Consider the following 18990-nt stretch of genomic DNA (forward strand, 5'->3'; position numbering starts at 1 on the left):
GATCAGATCCAGCGCAACATCATCGGCGAACGCGCGCTCGGCCTCCCGAAGGAACCGAACGACGACAAGGTCCGGCCGTTCTCCGAGCTTCCCAAGAACGTCTGATCTCCAGAACCTCCGACTCCGGGGATTGACCCGATCGAATCGGGGTAGAACTGACGTATGAAACTTCTCATTGGATTCATTGCCGGAGTCGCCGTCGGGGGATACCTCGCGTCGAACATGACCGACGAGCAGCGGTCGAAGGTCGGCGGTCTCGCCGGGGACGCTGCGAGCACGGTCACGCAGTCGAAGGTCGGGAGCGCGGTTGCCGACAACGCGTCGAAGGTGTCCGACAAGGTCACCGGACGCGTCGCCGGAGTGGTCGACACTGCGGGCGACAAGCTCGCCGACACGATCGATTCCGACGACACCGCCGGCAACGGCACGACCGTGACGGCGTGATCAGCGGCGGTTGGCGCGCTTGTAGCGGTTGACCGACAACGGTGCGAACACGGCAATCGTGATCACGACCCAGATCATCGTGTAGATGATCGGGTGCTGGAGCGACCACACGTCGGGCGCGGGCACCCCGGGTGGGATGTTGCCGAACAATTCGCGCGCCGCTTGCGTCACCGACGACACCGGGTTCCACTCGGCGAACGTCTTCAAGGGTCCGGGAAGGTCCTCGGCGGGAACGAACGTGTTGGCGATGAACGTCAGCGGGAAGATCACCATGAACGAGGCGTTGTTGATCACCTCGACGCTCGGCACGAGCAGTGCGATGTACGCCATCACCCACGACACCGCGTAGGCGAACACCAGGAGCAGGACGAACCCGAGGATCGCCTCGAGGAACGAGCCGCGGATCCGCCACCCGACGGCGAGCCCGGTGATCGCCATGATGATCAGCGAGAGCAGGTTGTAGACCACGTCGCTGATCGTGCGGCCGGCGAGGACAGCCGAGCGGGACATCGGCAGCGACCTGAAGCGATCCATGATCCCCTTCTGCATGTCCTCGGCGATCCCGGCGCCCGTGAACGTGGCACCGAACATCACCGATTGGGCGAAGATGCCCGCGATGAGGAACTCCCGGTAGCTCGTTCCTTCGACCGCGATCGCATTGCCGAACACGTAGCCGAAGAGCAGCACGAACATGATCGGCGACATCAGCACGAAGACCATCACTTCGGGCACGCGGACGATCTTGATGACATTTCGCTTCGCGATGACGGAGGTGTCGGCGAAGACGGCGGTGACGGCGTTCACGATGGTGCTCCCGAGCTGGTGCTTTCGCGCGGATCTGATTCCCGACCGGCGTCGTCTTCGGAAGTTTCCTCGTGCTCGGCGCGCCGGCCGGTCAGAGTGAGGAACACGTCGTCGAGCGTCGGACGACGCAGCCCGACGTCGCTGATGGCGATCCCGGCGTCGTCGAGCGCGCGCAGTGCGGTGGTGAGTGTGCCGGCGCCTCCGGAGATCGGTGCCAGGAGACGTCGGACCGGTGCGTCGACTTCGACGTCGCCGACGGCGACCCGTTCGAGCACCGCTCGTGCTCGGCCCAGTTGGTCGGCATCGTCGATCGAGACATCGATGCGGTCGCCGCCCACCTGCGATTTCAGCTGATCGGAGGTGCCGCGGGCGATGGCCGTGCCGTGATCGATCACGACGATCTCGTCGGCGAGTTGGTCGGCCTCTTCCATGTACTGCGTGGTGAGCAGCAGCGTGGAGCCCTTCGCGACCAGTTCCCGGATCACGGCCCAGAGGTCGATGCGGCTGCGTGGGTCGAGCCCGGTCGTCGGTTCGTCGAGGAAGAGCACCGGCGGTTCGGCGACGAGCGCTCCGGCCAGGTCGAGTCGACGGCGCATGCCGCCCGAGTAGGTCTTCACCGGACGGTCGCCCGCATCGACGAGGTCGAAGCGTTCGAGCAGTTCGCGGGAGCGGGTCTTCGAACGCGCCTTGCCGAGGTGGTAGAGCCGACCGATCATGTCGAGGTTCTCGTAGCCGGTGAGCACCTCGTCGACCGCGGCGTACTGACCCGACAGCCCGATCCGTCTGCGCACCTCGTCCGGCCGGGTCCGCAGGTCGACCCCGGCGATCGTGGCCTGGCCCTCGTCGGGCTCGAGCAGGGTCGTGAGGATCGACACCGCCGTGGTCTTGCCCGCGCCGTTCGGTCCGAGCAGGCCGAGCACGGTGCCTTCGGGAACCGAGAGGTCCAACCCGTCGAGCGCGGTGACCTCGCCGTAGCGCTTCACCAGGCCGGTGGCGCTGATCGTTGCCGTCATTGCGCCCACGATAGAGGCGGGGTACCTCGAGGTTTCGGGTGAATTCGAGGAACTGGTCGCGCTGCGGACCTGGAGTATCTTTCGGCCTCGTGTGGACCTGGTTCGAACGCGAAGTGATCGACCGGGGCCGACTCCCGTTGTTCCTGGCACTGCTCGCGTTCGTGGTGACCTTCCTGATCACCCGCCTGATCACCCGGATGATTCGCTCAGGACGCGGACCGTTCCGCGACCGGATCTCGTCGTCGGGAATTCACGTCCACCACGCGGTGCCCGGCGTGCTGATCCTGATCGTGGGCGCGTTCGCCGGCATCTCGACCGATGGAGACCCGTGGGGGACGGCGATCGCGGCGTTGCTGGTCGGCGCCGGCACATCGCTCGTCCTCGACGAGTTCGCGCTCCTCCTCCGTCTCGACGACGTCTACTGGAGCGAGGAAGGTCGGGTTTCGGTCGAGATCGTCGCGCTGGCCGCCGCGTGCCTGGGTCTGGCGATCGTGTCGGCCAATCCGTTCCAGGTCGACGAGGGAGAAACCCTCGCGATCACGATCGTCACCACCGTCGTCGTCTTCGGCTGGCACCTGCTGTGCATCGTGGTCTGCGTCGCCAAGCGGAAGTATCGAATCGCGGTGTTGGGTGCGTTCGTTCCGATGCTCGCGTTGTTCAGCTCCCTGCGACTCGCGCGCCCGAACTCGCACTGGGCGAATCGGTTCTACTCGGATCACAAACGCGAGCGGGCCAGGCGCCGGTCGGAGCGCTACGACAAGCGGTTCGGCGACCGGTTGACGTGGGCCTTCGATTTCGTCGGCGGTCACCCCGACGAGCAGCGCGATCGTGGCGGCGTCGTGCTTCCGAGCGATGCGTCGGAGAGTCCCGAGCCCACCGAGTCGGTCTGATGGCAGCGGTGGAAACCCGCGCGGTCGGAACATCGCGCGGACACGCGGGCCAGGCGCCGACGAGCGTCGAGGCCATCGAACTGTCTGCAGGCGACCTCCGCGCGGAGGTCTGGACCTACGGGGCAACGCTGGTGCGCCTCGACGTGCCGGATCGTGGCGGAGAACGCTCCAACGTCATCCGATCGCAGGGGGAGTTGATCGCCGACGACGTCCCCTCCTACCGACGCGGGTGCGGCGGTGCGACGATCGGTCGGTACGCGAACCGGATCGCCGGATCCCGGTTCGAACTCGACGGCATGGTCCATCGGCTGATGCCGAACGAAGGTGTCAACCAGTTGCACGGCGGTCCGATCGGGTTCGATCGGTCCGTCTGGGACGCGACGACGTCGTCCGACCACGACAGCGCCACGGTCGAACTCGCGCTCATCAGCGCGGCCGGCGACCAGGGCTTTCCCGGTCGCCTCGAGGTTCGAATCAAGTACATCCTCGACTCGACGTCGATCTCCTTCGACTACGCAGCGACGACCGATGCGCCCACCGTCGTGGCGCTGACGAACCACGCGTACTGGAACCTCGCCGGAGGTGGACACGTCGGTGGCCACGAACTCCAACTGTCATCGTCGCGCTACGTCTCGATCGATGCGGACCGGATCCCGACTGGGGAACTGGCGCCCGTGGGCGGCACACGCTTCGACTTCCGCCGCGCTGACGCGATCGGACGCCATCTCGACCCGGAGACGGGCCGTGGGTTCGACCACTGTTTCGTGCTCGACGGGAGGGAGGTCGCCGCCACGCTGAGCGACCCGAGCTCGGGCCGCAGAATGACGGTGACCACGGATCAGCCGGGAATCCAGCTCTACACCGCCGACCACATCGATCCGCCGGGCTCGGCTCTGTGTCTCGAGGCCGAGGTGTTGCCCGACACGCCGAACCGCCCGGAATTCGGCTCCGCAGTTCTCCGGCCCGGTGAGACGTATCGCCAGACCACTCGCCACGCCTTCGACTGGAGTTGATCCACGACGACGCTCCGTCGGGCCGGGAGATGATCAACCGTCGGAGTCGCCGCCGACACCGTCGACGTTGCCGCTCGGTTCGTCCTCCTCGAATCCCTGATTGCGGCCTTCATCGGTCTCGGTTCCGACGCCGTCGGGAACCTCGGGGTCGAAACCACTGTCGTCGTCGACTTCGTCGACCCCGTCAGGATTCACGTCGTCGGGCTCATCCGAGGCACATCCGATCAGGCCCACGGTCACGATGGATGCCACGGCGATGTTCACGAATCGTCTCATTCGGAACACATACCCGACCCGCTCCGGCCGAAACCGGTCCTCGAACCGGGCAGCCGTCCGTCCGGTCCCGAGTGGGATGAGTCAGCGGAGATCCCGGACGTCCCGGAGCAGCAATGGATCGAGAGGGCCTTCTCCGTGGAGCACGCTGATGTCGCCAGTCGTCTCGAGCACGACCGCACGGACGGACGACAGTTCGAGCGCATTCGCCTCGCGCAGTTTGGCGATGACGTCGGCTTCGGTGACCCGACAACGCGACATCGCCTCATCGATCATCATCCCGTCCCGCATCAGCAACACCGGAGTGTTGTCGACGACTCGGTCGAACGATGCGCGCCGACGGAGCACGGCGATCACCGCTTGGACGGCCAACAACGACGCGACGGCGACGGCTCCGTTCGCGAGCGGCGTGGACGATGCGACCGTCGATGCCGTGATCGAGCCGATCGCAACGGTGACCGCGAAGTCGAAACTCGACATCTTCGAAAGCGATCGCAAGCCGACGACTCGGATGATCGTGATGACGGCCGCCATCATCACGACCGCCGACACGATCACCGTGCCGACGTCGCTCCACGACGACCAGACCCAGCCGGCGATCATGACTGACGAATCCCCTCGGCGACGCGGGCCATGATGCGGCAGCGTTCGAGATGACCCCGCTTCGTCGCCCGACCCGACAGGTTCAGGTGGGCGAATCGTCCACTCCTCCGAAGTCGACGACCCAGGGAGATCGCTGATTCGATTCCCGCCGTTCCCGGGTCGCTCGCGGCGCAGAAGTCACGGATCAGCTCGGGTGCGAGTTCGAGGCCGGGAAACGCGGTCAGTGCGCGGAGCGATGGGAGATCGCTGACGACCGGCACCGGCGCGGCGATCGGCATCGTCGTTCCCTCGTCCTCGAGGTCGATCGCGAAACGCTCGAGGTCGGCGACCCCTCCGCAATGGTTCAGGATGACCAGGTCGGCGCCGGCTCGCTGCTTCTCGAGGGTGCGCCGCGCCCGTCCGTGGCGCGGCGGGCTGGACGGACTCTCCGCAACCACGACGTAGGCGCCGACCGAACGCGCGACCGACGAGAGGCGGGTGCTGTCCAGGGCGAATGTCGCAGAGGCGTTCGGCCCGAAGCGCGCTGCCGGGTGGTCACCGGTGACACAGAGGATGCCCGTCGCGCCTGCGTCGATCAGTCGTTCCACCGACTGACGGCACTGACCGACCGATCGGTTCCGACAGGCGACGGTCGCCACGACCGGCAGGCCGCGATCGACGACGGAGCGGACGACGTCGGGGGTCGACGTGCCGACCGGGTCGTCGACGTGGTCGCCGATCAGTCCAGCGAGCCCGGCTTCGAGCAGGACATCGATCGACCCGTCGAAATCTCGTGCCGCCGGGTCGGGTCGGATGTCGACGATCATGTCGGGCAGGTGCGGTGGACGGGGCTCGTGCGGCCGGTGGTTCCACGTCGGTGCAGGTCGACCGACGAACGGGCAGGTACGCCCATCCACCTCGCAGCCGCCGTCCGGTCGAACACCGCCGCACGGTCCGAACACCATCGCCTTCGGACAAGCCGTCACTGCGACGGCCACTCCGTGCCGTTGCCGTCGTCGAACGGGAGGTCGACGACCACTCCCTGCTCGACGTCGTCGTGTCCGACGACCTCGATCGTGCCCCCGACGTCGATCGCCGCCGAGATGAGCGCGATCCCGAGGTTCCGCTCGAATCGTGGAGACCATGCGGCGGCGCGCAGCCGGCCGACCGATTCGCCACTCGACTCGACGACCAGCGGTCGCGCGAGCGGACCGATCTTCGCGCCGTCGAGGAGCAGACCCCGCAAGCGACGTGCCGGAGCGTGCGACGCGATCTCTTCGAGAGCGGCTCGACCCACGAAGTCTCCACAGCTCAGATCCACGACGTCGTCGAGGCCGAGTTCGTACGGATCGGCGTCGTATCCCGTATCGGTGCCGTACGAGAGCAGGAAGTTCTCGATCCGTTCGGACGGATTCGGCGCACCCGGACCGATGCCGACATGCTCGCCCGCATCGGCCACCAGGTCCCAGAGCCTCTCGGCGCCGGTCGGGTCGTCCAGGAAGATCTCGAAGCCGCCCTGTGTACTCCAACCCGACCGACACACCCGGAGGTCCAGTTCGTCGAGCCGCATCGAACGGAACTCGAAGGATTCGAGGTCGCTTGCCGATCCGAGGCCCAGTGCGTCCATCACTTCCATGGCTTTCGGGCCCTGGATCGCGAGGGTCGCGGTGTCCAGCTCGGTCACCATGCAGTCGAGCGCGTGCGCTCGCGCAGTGGCGTCGACCCAGAGCCGGATGTCGCTGTCGGCGACGGAGAATCGCCACTCCCGCTCGCCGACGTGGAGCAGTACCGGATCGTTCACCAGTCGCCCGTCGTGGTCGACCATCGGTGCGTAGGCGGCGGACCCCACACCGACGGCGGAGGTGTCGACGACGGTGACCAGCTGCGCGACGGCGTCCGCGTCGGCACCCGCGACCTGGATGTGGCGCTGCGCTGCCACGTCCCACATCGAGACACCGGTGGTCAGTCGTTCGTACTCGGCATCTGGATCGCCGTAGCTCATCGGGAGCCACATGTGGTTGTAGCACGTGACCGAGTGCAGACCGGCCGCCGCCGTCCGGTCGAAGAACGGTGACAGACGGACACGAGGGCCGATGGCGGCGAGAAGTTCGGGATCCAGACTCACCCAGGGGCGGTACCCGTCTGGGCACGGATCAATCGCACCGACCGATCGGAATTCGGTGCATGGACATCCGGGGTCCGGGGTACCCCTCCACCATGACCGATCTGCCGCAACCGGAGCCGATCATTCCGGAACCCGACCCGACCCACACGCCGACGATTCCCGATCCGGATCCGACGCCGCAGCCCGTGGTTCCACAGCCCGTTCCCGACCCGGACCCGAATGTGCCCGAGCCGGGACCGCAACCGTTGTCGTGACGTCGCGACCGGTGACGTCCCCCACCATCGACACAAACCAGCAACAGATACAGGAGTACCAATCATGTCCAAGGATGCCATGGTCACCAAGAAGCTCATCGAGGTTCTCGAAGACGGAAGGAAGGGATTCGCCGAGGGTGCCGACAAGCTGAGGTCGCTCGATCGCCCCGACCTGGCGGCGATGTTCGACCGCCATGCGCAACAGCGCCAGCAGTTCTCGGCAGACCTCGAGGCGATGGCTGCGGCTTACGGCGACGACATCGACGAGGACGGCTCGTTCGCCGCTGCGGTGCACCGCGGTTGGATGTCGCTGAAGGATGCGATCTCCGGCTCGGACCCTGACGGAGTGCTCGGTGCTGCGGTCCAGGGTGAAGATCACGCCGTGGAGACGTACGACAAGGCGCTGTCCGAGGACATCTCCGCCGATCTGCGCACGACCGTCCAGAGCCAACTCGCGGACATCACCACGGCGCGCAACGAGGTCAAGGCCCAGCACGACGCCACCGACTGATCGGCGACCAGAGTCGTCGCCGACCGTGCCGGCACTTACGCTCGCGGCATGCGCCTGATCCTCGTCCGCCACGGTGATGCATTTGCCGGCTTCCACGGCCCGATCGGTGGTCCGACCGGCTGCCGGGGCCTCACCGATCTCGGTCGGTCCCAGGCCGACGCACTCAGCAGCCATCTCGCGGCGACCAAGCGCCTCGACGTGGACGCGATCGTGACGAGTGAGATCCCGCGTGCGATCGAAACGGCGCGCGCCATCGCTCCTGCGTTGGGACTCGGTGCAGTCCCGCAGGATTGTGCGCTGTGTGAGGTACACACCGGCGAAGCCGACGGAGTCGACTGGGAGGACTACCCGAGCCGCTTCGGGTCGTTCGACATGATCGCCGAACCCGACCGGGCCTTCGCCCCGGGCGGCGACAGCTGGAACAGCTTTCACGAACGAGTCGACGACACCATGCATCGCCTCGCGTCCGAGCACGAACACCAGACCGTGATGGCCGTCTGTCACGCCGGCGTGATCATGGCGTCGCTTCGACTTCGGCTCGAGGTACCGACCGGCGCGCACATCGCCCGGATCGTGCCGTCCCACACCGGGTTGACGGAGTGGGAGTTCGACGAATCCGGCGAGCAGTGGACCCTGCGCTCGTACAACGACACTCGCCATCTCGATCCCGCGATCCGATCTGGTTGAGGTGACGAACGGGTACGAATCCGGGGTCGGGGCAGGCGAGCACGTTCGCCGGCCCTGTGAATCGGTCTCGGCGTTCGATGAGTACATCGGCGGCCGGCGGGGTACGAGCCCTCCATGTCTGATCAGGAGTTCACCGTCGAGAGTGCACGTTCGGCATCGGAGGCGGGCCGACTCGACGACTGGGTCGCTCGATTCCTCGCCAGTGACGGAAGCGACAACGCCGAGCTCGGCAAGGAATTGAGCGGCGAGTACGACGACTGGACGGGACCGGTCCGATTGCCGTTCGACCGGCTGCACCGACTGGCCGGCCCCCCGGATCAACCCACGCTCGATCGCCTCACCGACGACGACGAGGAGACGGTCGAGGCGATGGAGGAGTCGGTCGACGATGGCTGGGTTCCGCCGCCGTTCGTCGCGACCTGGCAGGACGATCACCTGGTGCTCGAGGACGGGAATCACCGTGCCGAAGGACTCCGACGAGCGGGTCAGGATTCGTACTGGTGCGTCGTGGGATTCGACGGACCCGAAGCACGCTCCCGGTTCGAGGCCGAGTTCGAATGACGGGGTTGGACCGAGTCGCAGGTTGGGTGGCGCGAAGCGTCGGTTCCGCGGTGCACGAAGGCGAGGATCTCTTCCGCGGGATCTGGGGTGACGACGACCCGGACGGTGAGGATCTCGAGCCCCTCGTCGACACGGACGATCCGGAACTCGACGAACTCGACGATCCGTTCGGTGGCGACGCGACGACGATGGTCGGGAGAGATCCTGACCAGGCTCGGCTTCCCCGACTGCTCAGCAAGCTCGATCCTGCACCCGACTTCCCCCTTGCGGAGCCGTTCACGGCGGGCCTCGGACCACTCCTCGGCCGATGGATCGATGCCGAACCCGACGGGGTGCTCGCGGACGGGCGGACACGACGGGTCCTCGACCTGATCGGGAGCCGTTTCACGGTGACGGTCTCGGACGAAGCGATCTCGATCACGGGTCTGGTGCGGAGCCGGAACACGAAGTGGGACCGGGTGCAAGAGGTGGTGCTCGAGGATCGCTACACCGTGTTCACCGACCGCGTCGTCGCCGGGTCGGTGTCGCTGCTGCTGGGACGCCGGCTGTTGCCGATCCCCGGACTCGGGTGGCTGTTGCGCGGTGTGATCGGGCTCGTGGAGAGCATGATCCCGGATGGGTGGCGTGCGTCGATGCAACACGAGTCGGGACGTGCCTTCGCGTCCATCAGACGTTCCATGGCGCGCGATGTCGAACTGGCGGGTCCGCTCGCGTTGGTGGCGTTCCTCAGCGAGGGTCTGACCGCCACGATCGCCCATCTCGCGGAGGAACGGAACGTGTTGACGCGGCGCTGAATCCTGACGCGGAACGAGGTCGCGAACGAGGAATTCGTCAGCCCGGGCTGGCGGCGAGCCTCAACGCATCACGGCGATCAGCGCCACGACGATGAGTGCCAGAACCACCAGCGTCACATAGTGCAGCGTGCGATTCGGGATCGACGGCGGACCGTCGCCCGCTTGTCGGCCTGCTGGATGGTCGTTCATGAGTCCCCTGTCAATCCTCGGCCCAGACGCGCTGTTCGTCCCGGCGCACCATCGTCGGCGTGGTGCCGGCGATCAGTCCCATCAGGCTCCGCGCCTCCTGTGCGTGATCGCGACTGTCGGTGTGCAGCGAGACGAGTGTGGTGGCACGGTCGTCCGGGCCGAACGACTGCCGGTAGGCGTCGCTCCCACCGAACTTGACGAAGGCACCCCAGAGGCCGCCGATGAACGCTCCGAACAGTGCGCCGCCGATCGCTCCGCCGATCGCCACCGTGGAGGTCGAGAACGCGAGGGCGCCGAGTCCGATCACCAGTGCGGAGATGACTGCGCCGATGGCCGCCCCGATGCCGGCTCGGCGGAGTGTTTCGCCCGTGATCCGACGATCCTCGGGCTGGATGCCGGTCGGATGCTCGACGTGTCCGAGGGTCACGAGTCCGATCGCGGCGTCGTCGGCGTCGATGCTCTCGAGTGCCAGCACGGCATCGCGGGAGTCCTGCTCCTCGTTGAAGACCCCGACCACGTTGTAGGCGCGAAGCACTGGTTCCGGGTTGGACGTGGTCGCGATCTCCGCGTCCGGGGCGATCACGCGTGCAATGTCTCGAAGTCCGAGATCGTTCTCCATGGTGGCGGACGTACCCCGAGCGTCATCGAGCCATGCATGCGTCGAATGTTCATCGGCCTCGATGGGTCGAGGTGGGGGATAGAACTCGCTGCGTTCGGGTACTGAGGGCCCATGCTCCCGTCCTGTCGTCCGATATCGACTGCTTCTCTCGATGCCCCTGTCGCTCCGATCAACCGTGTCGTCGTCGTCGTTCCCGCCAGGGACGAGGAGGACACGATCGTGGACTGTCTCGACAGCATCCGGGCCGCTCGGCGCCGACTCTCGGCCGACGTGTCGTGCACGATCGTCGTGGTCGCCGACCGCTGCACCGACCGCACGATCGCCCGAGCGCTCGACGCGTTGCGCGGTGACGACGGAGATGTCGTTCTCGACTCCCAGATGGGGACCGCAGGAGCGGCGCGGCAGTTGGGCACCGAGTGCGCGTTGGTCGACTCCGAGACAGATCTGGAGGGTGTGTGGATCGCGAACACCGACGCCGACACCTGTGTCAGTCCGGACTGGCTGACGGTGCAAGTCGATCTTGCAACGACCGGCATCGTGGGCGTCGCGGGCATCGTGGAACTGAAGAGGGATCCGTGGGGAAATCTTGCCCTGGTGGATTCGTTCAACCGCTCCTACTCGCACGGCGACGGCGTGAACCATCCGCACGTTCACGGTGCCAATCTGGGATTCCGAGCCGACGCGTTCCGCACGGCCGGCGGATGGAACCCGCTCGCCACCGGAGAGGATCACGACCTCTGGGAGCGACTGCGTGAGGTCGGCTCCGTGCTCGCGACCACGGCGCTGAAGGTCACGACGAGTGCGCGGACCGTCGGACGCGCCCCCGCCGGATTCGCTGCAGACCTCGCCGTCCTCGATTCGGCGCTCGACGAGCCGGTCGCGTGATGACCGACCGCGAAACCGAAACGCGGGCGCGCGGGTCGCTGTCCGACCGGTGGGGCCCGACGCTGGACGCCGCGATGCCATGGTCTCCACCGCCGCGGAGAACGATCGTCCTCGCCCCGCATCCAGACGACGAATCCTTGTCGTCCGGTGGCCTCGTGGCGTTGCAGCGAGCCCGCGGCCTGGAGGTGGTCGTGGTCGCGGTGACCGACGGCGAGGCCGCCTACGACCCCGACGGGGACGACCATCTGGCATCTCGGCGCCGCGCCGAGCAGTGCTCGGCGCTCCGCGTCCTGGGTGTCGACCAGTCTGCGATCGAACGTCTCGGTGTCCCCGACGGTCGGGTGGCCGAATCCGAAGACGCCGTCCGCGATCGACTCGAGAAACTCCTTCGTCCCGGCGACCTGCTCGTCACCACCTGGAATCGCGATGTTCATCCTGATCACGAGGCGTGCGGACGGGCGTCGGTGGATGCCGTGCGTGCAATCCCCGCAACACTCGTGTTCTCGTTGTTCTGGACTTGGCACCACCGGCTCGCGAACGAGATCGACCGCAGACACCTCCTGGCGCTCGAACTCGACGTCGCCACGCAGGCCACGAAACGTCGGGCGATTCGTCGGCACGCGAGCCAGTTCCGAAGCCCAGGCGAGGACGATCCGATCCTCGATGAGCGGATCGCGGAGCCTGCGTCCTGGTCCTGCGAATACTTCCTCGCTGCGCAGCCGGAGGAGTGGTCGTGACCACCGACGGTTCCACGAGCGAGGCGATGCACGAACTGCTCGTGTCCGGGCGCCTCGACCTGCCACACCCAGGCGGCGGTGCCACGTCCGACCGACATCGTGCGCTGATCGAACTCGCGCGGACGTACCCGGTCGGGGTTGCTCGACTCGCGGAGGCGCACTGCGATGCGATGTCGATCCTGGCCGAGGCCGGTTGTGAACCGGTGGGCGGAGCGCTCTACGGGGTGTGGGCGTCGGCGGGAAGCGCGGCCTGGGACCCCGCCACCTCGACGATCAGTGGGACGAAGCCGTTCTGCAGCGGACTCGGGATCGTCGAGCGGGCCCTCGTCACGGTCGTCGATGACACGGGCGGTCAACGACTCCTCGACGTCGCCGTCGATCCGACCGACAGCCTCGAACTCGACACGGCGGTCTGGGCGACCGCAGCACTGAGCGACACCGCAACCGGCGACGTCCACTTCGCGGGCCATCCGGTCGCCGACCACCGGATCGTCGGTCCGTCCGGCTGGTACCTCGACCGGGTGGGTTTCTGGCACGGCGCGTGCGGGCCGGCTGCATGCTGGGCAGGAGCGGCCATCGGACTGGTCGATGCCGCTGAGCGTTTCGACGGCTCCGATCCCCATCGACGAGCGCAGACCGGTGCACTCGAGGCGTCGGCCTGGGGGCTCCAGGCCCTGTTCGATTCGGCTGGATTGCAGATCGATGCCTCGCCGCGCGACCGGGCCGCCGCCGAGCATCGAGCGCGCTCGTTGCGGCATCTGAGCGAACGGATGTGTGCCGATGTCCTCGATCGTTTCGGCCGAGCGTTCGGTCCACGACCGTTCACCACCGAAGCGACCGTGGCGAGGCGTTTCGCCGACACCCACCTGTACCTGCGTCAACACCACGGCGAGCGCGAACTCGGCGAGATCGGGTCGCGTCGGAGCGAGCATTCCGGTGAGTGATTCGGTCGGGACCACCCACATGGCGCATGACTACTTCGACGCGATGTACGCCGATGACTCGGATCCGTGGAGGTTCGACACGTCGTGGTACGAGCGCCGGAAGTACCAGATCGCCCTGAGTCTGCTTCCGCGGCAGCGCTACCGACGGGCGCTCGAGCCCGGTTGCTCGATCGGATCGTTCACCGAGCTGCTCGCGACGCGCTGCGACGAGCTCGTCGCTTTCGATTTCCACGAGCCGTCCGTCGTCAACGCACGTGATCGGCTGGCCGATGCCCCCCAGGTGCACGTGCGCCACGAGACCTTTCCCGGCTTCTGGCCAGAGGGCACCGGCGATCTGGTGGTGTGGTCCGAGGTCGCCTACTACCTGAACACCCGCGGAGCGAGCCGGGCCATCGCGGGTCTCCAGAACTGGTTGGAGCCCGGTGGCGACCTGCTCGCTGTTCACTACACCGGCGCCACCAACTATCCGCGGCCCGGTGCGGAGATCGCCACGTGGCTCGATTCGGTCGGCTGGCTCGAACGGACCGTCGAGTGCATCGACCCGTCGTTCGAAGCGGGTGTCTGGACGCGCTCAGCCTGATCAGACCCGCGCGTCGAACGACAGCCTCGTGGGTGCCACGCCGCTCACGGCCTCGCGTTTCACCGTGGCGATCACGACTTCGCACGGTTCGCCATCCTGCACGTACCGTGCCGGGCGGTAGCAACAGCGCCACGACGCGGTTCGCCCGGTGGCTGTCGCTCCGCTCACACGGATCTGGCGCGGATGGTGCGTCGTCCCCACCGCGCGGATCACGGACGAGATGTCGTCGTGCTCGACGTCGAACAGTTGGGCGGGGTGACGATGAAGGTGTTCCGACGCCGGGAGCCCGTTGATCGTCGCGAGCGCCTCGTTGACATAGACGAAACGGAGATCATGATCGTGGACGGCGACACCGAACGGTGCCGTGTCCAGCGCGGGCGCACCGTCCGGATGCACGAGGTCGAGCATCTGGTCGAGTTCGAGCACGCGTAGCACGCGCTCGACGACCGTCGAGCCGACCGTCCGGTACGGACGACGACGAAACGCTTCGAGCAGGACACTGACACCGGCCGCCGAGAGCAGACTGACGAAGCGGAGATCGATGACCTCGGGGGAGCTGGAAGCGAGGAGCTCGCGGCGGAGGAACGGTGCCGTGGCGCTGTCGACCTCGCCGACGACCGTGGCGACCGACCGGCCGGCCGGATCGGTTTCGAAGTGGATCGAGGGATGTCTCATCTCGGGCCTTTGCTCAACGACCGCCCACAGGAAATGTACTTCGAGCTTCTGTGTGTTCGCGGTCAGGATATGTCACTGCGGGTGAGTCTGCTGGCCCTCGAGCACGGCTGCGTGATCGAGCGCGAGATGTCCGGAAGATCGGTGAACCGGCCGAATTCATCGGCGCAGAATGGGGTACGTGTTCGCCATGGCTGGGAGTGCGAGGGATACGGTGCACGGATGGCCGACCTGTTGACCGTCGCGGAGGCCCGTGATTTCGACGGAGTGGTGCGGGCGTTGTCCGATCTGTTCGGTGACGATGCCACCTTGTTCGCGATCGATCATGCCTTCGACCGGCTGGTCGAGGTGTGCGCGGATCCGAGCGCTTCCGCGTCCTACCCACTCGACGACGACCTGCGGTTGGCGATGCTCGAGAATCGGCCGCAGGTCGTCGACGACGTCCGATGGTTTCCGATCTCCGACCGGGAGCAACCCGTCCTCGTCGTGCGGACGGACGCCTCGGCGCCTCCGCCCTCCGAGCAACTGGTCACTTTGTTGGGCCCCATCGCGAACGGCCATCGTCATCGTTTCGAAGAACTCGAACGAGTCCGTCGTCGCACCGAGATGTCCGTCGCGGCCGAGATGCAATGGGCCGCCCTGCCGAACCGCGCCGATCTGCTCGGCGAGTACGCCATCGGGAGCGTCCTCGAACCGGCCTACGAGGTCGCGGGCGACGCCTTCGACTACGCGGCGTCCGACGGAGCTGTGTGGGCGTATTCGCTCGACGGGATGGGGCACGGCGTCGCCGCCACGATGGCGAGCGTGCTGGCACTCTCGGCGATTCGCAACGCCCGCCGAACCGGGCATGGACTGGACGAGCAGATGAACCGAGCGAGCGCTGCTCTGTTCGCCGAGTTCGACGGAGGATGTTTCGTCACGGCGCTCGGCTGCCGGATCGATGCCGACGGTGTCCAGTTCGTCAACGCCGGCCACGAGCCGGCGTGGCGAGTCACCGGTGGAACGGTGAGCCGTCTCGACCTCCACGCCGAGCTTCCCCTCGGAGTCGTCGGAGACCACGCCTACGAGGTGCAGACGCGGCCGACGCTCGGTCGCGGTGACGGTGTGGCCCTCTTCTCCGACGGTCCTTCCAACGCGAGATCGCCCGCCGGATCGCTGTACGGATCCGATCGGCTCCGCGACCGAATCGAAGCCCACTGGTCGGAGACGCCGCTTCGAACGGCCCACGACGTGATCGGTGACGTGCTCAGCTACATCGACGGCGGACGGGTCACCGACGACATCACGGCGGTCGTCATCCATCGTCGGACGGGACGAGGTGGAGCGTGATGGCCGAGCCGCTGGAGGCGGTGCGCTGCGACTTCGATGGCTGCGAGAGTTCGATGATGTTCCGAGTCGTGCTCGCGGTCGTGGACCAACTCGGCGCGGAGGCCGATCTCGACCTCGCGATCCTGGAATCACTCGATGTGCCGCTCGAGGACTGCATCGCCGCGCTGTCGCCACGTCAGATCGAGGAGGTCACCGTCCGGATGGACGGCGAGGTGCTGGACGTCGAGCTGCGTCTCCAGGATGCGGAGGGCATTCTCGACGCCGCTCCGTTGGGCGAGGTCACCGAATTGGTCGAGTCGTTCTTCGACGTGACGTTCGCGGAACAGGCGCCACACGTTCACTTGTCCGCGTCGGTGGGATGATCGGAACCCGAGCGTTCGTGATGAGTCATTCTCACGACGCCGCGCCGCTCGGCGCATCGGAGGAGGAGCTGTTCGAGCGTCATCTCGCGCTCGCGGACCGGTTGGCGCGTCGATACAGCTTCGGGAGCGGACTCGACGAGGACCTCCGTCAGGTGGCTCGGATGGGGTTGCTGTTCGCGTGCCGACGGTTCGATCCGGAGCGCGGCGCGTTCGTCCGGTTCGCGGTCGTCACGATCAACGGGGAACTCAAGAAGCACCTCAGGTCGCACGGGTGGGGCGTGCGGGTCCCGCGCGCACTGCAGGAGGACTCGATCACCGTCGCCGCTGCATCCGAACGGTTGACGTCGCGGCTGGGTCGGTCGCCGTCGGTCGGCGAAGTCGCCGATGAAACCGGGTTCGAAGGCGAGCGGGTGGTCGAAGCGATTCGTGCGCGCGAGGCTCGGTTCACGACATCGGTCGAGCACCAGGGGATCGACGCCGCCGACCCGGTGAACTCCATGGATGCGGCTCTGCTCTCGCACGCCATGTCGAATCTCGACGACGACGAGCGTGCATTGATCGAGTATCGATTTCGCGACGGCCTGACGCAGTCCGAGATCGGCCGGCTCATCGGGATCTCGCAACCCCAGGTACACCGTCGACTCTCGGCGGCGATCGAGAACCTGCGCGCCGAACTCGAAGTGTGCGAGGAGATGCCGTGAACAGCATGACGACCGACGCCCCCACCACGGGGATCTTCCGACTCAACATGCCACCATCGCTGGTGTCGATCGCGATCAGCCGCTCGGCCGTGCGCCGAGTGGTCACGTTCCGCGACGCCGACACCGAAAGCTCCTTTCTCGTCGCGTTGACGGAGATCGTCGCCAATGCGATCGACGAGCACGCCCGCGGTGGGCACGGTCGACCGATCGTCCTGGAGGTGCGTTTCGGTGCGGACGATCTCGTGCGGGTGATCGACACCGGCGACGGCTTCTCCGATCAGATCGCGGCGTCCGTGAAGCCCGACCATGTCAGCGGTGATCCGGAGGAACGCGGCCGCGGACTGGCCCTGGCTCGGGCGCTCGTGCCCACGATCGAGTTCGAGACCTCGGGGGCGGGTTCGACCGTGACGCTTCCCGTCGCAGGCTTCGGGATCGTCCGATGAGCGAATCGTCCGGACGGCTCGATCTGGAGATCTTCGTGCGCGGTGATCTGGACAATCCGCGAGCCGAGATGCGCGTGATCGGCGAGTTCGACCGGCTCCAGGTGGCGCGCTTCGATCGAGCAGGGGCGGCGCTGTCGGAGACGCTGCAACACCTGACCGTCGACCTGCGCAAGACGACGATCATCGACTCCGCCGCGCTCGGCAGCCTGATCCGGCTCCGGCATGGCCTCGATCGCGTCGGCTGCCGTTTGGAGGTGGTCGTGTCGACGCCGTTCCAGATCACGGTGATGAAGGTGGGCGGTCTCTACGACTTCCTCAACGTCGTGGTCGAGCCGGACTGATCACCACGATCCCACCGATCACCGCTCGGCGATCCGGCAGAGTCCGGCTCCGACCATCCGCCGAGCGAGAATGAGTTGGCTGTCGTCATCGAGGCCGATGAGCGCTCCCACGCGCGCCACGGCGCCGTACGCGAGTTGTTCGATCGCTGCCGCGCACGAGCCGGGCGCGGACAACCAGTGCCCAGCTGCCTCGACGCGAATCGTCGAGTCGGTCTCCGCTTCCTCCATCACCGTCACGGTCCATGGATCCCCGGTCCGGACGAGCTCCGCCTGATGATCCAGTCCCGCCAACGCGATGGCTGCCGACAGGTCGCCGGAACGGGGAGGCCGCACGGTTCGTCGTTCGGTCTCCGTCCGCTCGATTTCGGCAGGGTCGAGCGATGAGATGTACCGCTGGACTTCTCCGAGCAGCTCCTCGAGTTCGGGCCGTATTCCGTTGCCACTGCTGCGATAGCGAAGGGGGAGCGGATCGTCGAGAACTGCCGGTCCGTTCCGCAGGGCCCGCTGGAGAACCGACCGGTACGTGACGCGCAAGATGCCCAACGTGAGGTGCAGTGATGTTCGGTGACTCGACGTGGCGCGATGTTCGTACCCGGCCGGCACGTAGAGCGTGTCGCCGGGTTCCAGGTCGACGTCGCCGAGGGACTCGACGGTCCAATGCTTGGATCCCTCGAGTTGGAGCACGATCACGTCGTGGCCGTCCGCATGGGGTGCCAGACCCGTCGCGTTCGGGGGTGTCAGATACGCGTTGGCCTGAATCGGATGGGAGATCTCGTCGCCGAGCTGCTCCACGAACGCGCGGACCGTCGGATGCGTCCGATGCAGCGATTGTGCGACGACCGTCGCACCAGCGCCGAAGTGCTCGGCAACCCGCTCCGGTGCGATGACATCACGAAAGTCGGTCCCGCCGAGCCGGACCCGACTGGTGTAGCTCTCTCCCGGCAGCGGCGAACCGTCACGGACCAGCCTGACGACCGGCCGGCGGATTCCGCTGGCGAGGAACGCATCGAGTTCGCCCGTGGAGAACACGTCAGCGAAGGTGGCGGACCCCTCGGATCGTTCACTCCGGCGCAGCAGCGGGGCGCGGCCCCAATGGTGCGACTCGAAGCGATCGACGTCGCCGACACAGCGCGCCAATGCGCCGTCGCCTCCGATGGACGACGGCGCAGCAGCAGGCTGGTCGGGAACCCGGTGCAGGTCAGGCCTCGTCGCCGGTGTCCTTCGAGTGCTCGCCGGG

Annotated in this window: 27 protein-coding genes; 17 read left to right on the forward strand and 10 right to left on the reverse strand. The window is 66.9% G+C overall.

Annotated features, from left to right (window positions below):
- Window positions 1–162 precede the first annotated feature (162 nt).
- Complete coding sequence (locus ON45_RS16030; protein ID WP_040495038.1) at window positions 163–444, forward strand: hypothetical protein; 282 nt, start codon at window positions 163–165, stop codon at window positions 442–444.
- Here the strand turns inward: ON45_RS16030 and ON45_RS16035 are convergent, their stop codons facing one another.
- Window positions 445–1248: an ABC transporter permease gene (locus ON45_RS16035; protein ID WP_040495039.1), complete on the reverse strand. Its 804-nt coding sequence runs from the start codon at window positions 1246–1248 to the stop codon at window positions 445–447.
- On the reverse strand, window positions 1245–2261 hold the full coding sequence (locus tag ON45_RS16040) for a daunorubicin resistance protein DrrA family ABC transporter ATP-binding protein (RefSeq protein ID WP_040495040.1): 1017 nt from the start codon (window positions 2259–2261) through the stop codon (window positions 1245–1247). The genes ON45_RS16035 and ON45_RS16040 overlap by 4 nt, the downstream gene beginning before the upstream one ends.
- A gap of 89 nt (window positions 2262–2350) precedes the next feature.
- Here ON45_RS16040 and ON45_RS16045 point away from each other — a divergent pair, with 89 nt between their 5' ends.
- Window positions 2351–3151: a hypothetical protein gene (locus ON45_RS16045; protein ID WP_085946556.1), complete on the forward strand. Its 801-nt coding sequence runs from the start codon at window positions 2351–2353 to the stop codon at window positions 3149–3151.
- On the forward strand, window positions 3151–4164 hold the full coding sequence (locus tag ON45_RS16050) for an aldose epimerase family protein (RefSeq protein ID WP_040495041.1): 1014 nt from the start codon (window positions 3151–3153) through the stop codon (window positions 4162–4164). The genes ON45_RS16045 and ON45_RS16050 overlap by 1 nt, the downstream gene beginning before the upstream one ends.
- A 33-nt stretch (window positions 4165–4197) precedes the next feature.
- Here the strand turns inward: ON45_RS16050 and ON45_RS16055 are convergent, their stop codons facing one another.
- The 4 genes from ON45_RS16055 to ON45_RS16070 all read right to left on the reverse strand — a co-directional run bounded on the left by ON45_RS16055 (window position 4198) and on the right by ON45_RS16070 (window position 7144).
- Window positions 4198–4428, reverse strand: a complete 231-nt coding sequence (locus ON45_RS16055) for a hypothetical protein (protein ID WP_040495042.1) — start codon at window positions 4426–4428, stop codon at window positions 4198–4200.
- Between the two features lie 93 nt (window positions 4429–4521).
- Window positions 4522–5040 carry a DUF421 domain-containing protein gene (locus ON45_RS16060; RefSeq protein WP_040495043.1) on the reverse strand — a complete coding sequence of 173 codons (519 nt, stop codon included), beginning with the start codon at window positions 5038–5040 and terminating at the stop codon, window positions 4522–4524.
- Window positions 5037–5846, reverse strand: coding sequence for a methylenetetrahydrofolate reductase (locus ON45_RS16065; protein ID WP_148288726.1), 810 nt, complete (start codon window positions 5844–5846; stop codon window positions 5037–5039). Before ON45_RS16065 ends, ON45_RS16060 begins: the two co-directional genes overlap by 4 nt.
- A 155-nt stretch (window positions 5847–6001) precedes the next feature.
- Window positions 6002–7144, reverse strand: coding sequence for a glycine cleavage T C-terminal barrel domain-containing protein (locus ON45_RS16070; RefSeq protein WP_051063192.1), 1143 nt, complete (start codon window positions 7142–7144; stop codon window positions 6002–6004).
- A gap of 92 nt (window positions 7145–7236) precedes the next feature.
- On the opposite strand from ON45_RS16070, the gene ON45_RS16075 reads away from it, so the two are divergent.
- The 5 genes from ON45_RS16075 to ON45_RS16095 all read left to right on the forward strand — a co-directional run bounded on the left by ON45_RS16075 (window position 7237) and on the right by ON45_RS16095 (window position 9951).
- Window positions 7237–7398: a hypothetical protein gene (locus ON45_RS16075; protein WP_206537716.1), complete on the forward strand. Its 162-nt coding sequence runs from the start codon at window positions 7237–7239 to the stop codon at window positions 7396–7398.
- A 64-nt stretch (window positions 7399–7462) separates the two neighbouring features.
- Window positions 7463–7909, forward strand: coding sequence for a ferritin-like domain-containing protein (locus ON45_RS16080; RefSeq protein WP_040495046.1), 447 nt, complete (start codon window positions 7463–7465; stop codon window positions 7907–7909).
- Window positions 7910–7957: 48 nt separating this feature from the next.
- Window positions 7958–8596: a histidine phosphatase family protein gene (locus ON45_RS16085; RefSeq protein ID WP_051063193.1), complete on the forward strand. Its 639-nt coding sequence runs from the start codon at window positions 7958–7960 to the stop codon at window positions 8594–8596.
- Between the two features lie 114 nt (window positions 8597–8710).
- Window positions 8711–9157 (forward strand): ParB N-terminal domain-containing protein, encoded by a 447-nt coding sequence (locus ON45_RS16090; protein WP_040495047.1) that lies wholly within the window; start codon window positions 8711–8713, stop codon window positions 9155–9157.
- Complete coding sequence (locus ON45_RS16095; RefSeq protein ID WP_040495048.1) at window positions 9154–9951, forward strand: hypothetical protein; 798 nt, start codon at window positions 9154–9156, stop codon at window positions 9949–9951. The genes ON45_RS16090 and ON45_RS16095 overlap by 4 nt, the downstream gene beginning before the upstream one ends.
- 60 nt (window positions 9952–10011) lie before the next feature.
- Here the strand turns inward: ON45_RS16095 and ON45_RS23925 are convergent, their stop codons facing one another.
- Entirely contained in the window at window positions 10012–10140 is a 129-nt protein-coding gene (locus tag ON45_RS23925) for a hypothetical protein (protein WP_277619183.1), read from the reverse strand.
- A 10-nt stretch (window positions 10141–10150) separates the two neighbouring features.
- Window positions 10151–10759 carry a hypothetical protein gene (locus tag ON45_RS16100; RefSeq protein ID WP_040495049.1) on the reverse strand — a complete coding sequence of 203 codons (609 nt, stop codon included), beginning with the start codon at window positions 10757–10759 and terminating at the stop codon, window positions 10151–10153.
- Between the two features lie 111 nt (window positions 10760–10870).
- On the opposite strand from ON45_RS16100, the gene ON45_RS16105 reads away from it, so the two are divergent.
- The 4 genes from ON45_RS16105 to ON45_RS16120 are packed head-to-tail and all read left to right on the forward strand — an operon-like array spanning window position 10871 to window position 13905.
- Window positions 10871–11644, forward strand: coding sequence for a glycosyltransferase family 2 protein (locus ON45_RS16105; RefSeq protein WP_051063194.1), 774 nt, complete (start codon window positions 10871–10873; stop codon window positions 11642–11644).
- Window positions 11644–12381, forward strand: coding sequence for a PIG-L deacetylase family protein (locus ON45_RS16110; RefSeq protein WP_051063195.1), 738 nt, complete (start codon window positions 11644–11646; stop codon window positions 12379–12381). The genes ON45_RS16105 and ON45_RS16110 overlap by 1 nt, the downstream gene beginning before the upstream one ends.
- The gene (locus ON45_RS23175; RefSeq protein ID WP_158412461.1) at window positions 12378–13325 is read left to right on the forward strand and encodes an acyl-CoA dehydrogenase family protein; all 948 of its coding nucleotides are present in this window, start codon (window positions 12378–12380) and stop codon (window positions 13323–13325) included. The genes ON45_RS16110 and ON45_RS23175 overlap by 4 nt, the downstream gene beginning before the upstream one ends.
- On the forward strand, window positions 13318–13905 hold the full coding sequence (locus tag ON45_RS16120) for an SAM-dependent methyltransferase (RefSeq protein WP_158412463.1): 588 nt from the start codon (window positions 13318–13320) through the stop codon (window positions 13903–13905). Before ON45_RS23175 ends, ON45_RS16120 begins: the two co-directional genes overlap by 8 nt.
- On the opposite strand, the gene ON45_RS22765 is transcribed toward ON45_RS16120, so the two are convergent.
- Window positions 13906–14580, reverse strand: coding sequence for a PAS domain-containing protein (locus tag ON45_RS22765; protein ID WP_040495051.1), 675 nt, complete (start codon window positions 14578–14580; stop codon window positions 13906–13908).
- 219 nt (window positions 14581–14799) lie between these two features.
- Between ON45_RS22765 and ON45_RS21690 the strand changes: the two genes are divergently transcribed.
- Genes ON45_RS21690 through ON45_RS16150 form a run of 5 tightly spaced genes read left to right on the forward strand, consistent with a single transcriptional unit; the run spans window position 14800 to window position 17753 of the window.
- On the forward strand, window positions 14800–15906 hold the full coding sequence (locus ON45_RS21690; protein WP_158412465.1) for a PP2C family protein-serine/threonine phosphatase: 1107 nt from the start codon (window positions 14800–14802) through the stop codon (window positions 15904–15906).
- Window positions 15906–16268: a hypothetical protein gene (locus tag ON45_RS16135; RefSeq protein WP_040495053.1), complete on the forward strand. Its 363-nt coding sequence runs from the start codon at window positions 15906–15908 to the stop codon at window positions 16266–16268. The genes ON45_RS21690 and ON45_RS16135 overlap by 1 nt, the downstream gene beginning before the upstream one ends.
- A 20-nt stretch (window positions 16269–16288) precedes the next feature.
- Window positions 16289–16969, forward strand: a complete 681-nt coding sequence (locus tag ON45_RS16140; protein ID WP_158412467.1) for a sigma-70 family RNA polymerase sigma factor — start codon at window positions 16289–16291, stop codon at window positions 16967–16969.
- 5 nt (window positions 16970–16974) lie between these two features.
- Entirely contained in the window at window positions 16975–17412 is a 438-nt protein-coding gene (locus ON45_RS16145) for an ATP-binding protein (protein ID WP_148288727.1), read from the forward strand.
- A complete protein-coding gene (locus ON45_RS16150; RefSeq protein ID WP_040495057.1) occupies window positions 17409–17753 on the forward strand; it encodes an STAS domain-containing protein in 345 nt (114 codons plus the stop codon). Before ON45_RS16145 ends, ON45_RS16150 begins: the two co-directional genes overlap by 4 nt.
- An 18-nt stretch (window positions 17754–17771) precedes the next feature.
- Here ON45_RS16150 and ON45_RS16155 read toward each other — a convergent pair.
- Window positions 17772–18990: cupin domain-containing protein (locus ON45_RS16155; protein WP_148288728.1), on the reverse strand; the 1219-nt coding region annotated here is incomplete at its 5' end.

The sequence above is a fragment of the Ilumatobacter nonamiensis YM16-303 genome (assembly GCF_000350145.1).
GTDB lineage: Bacteria > Actinomycetota > Acidimicrobiia > Acidimicrobiales > Ilumatobacteraceae > Ilumatobacter_A > Ilumatobacter_A nonamiensis.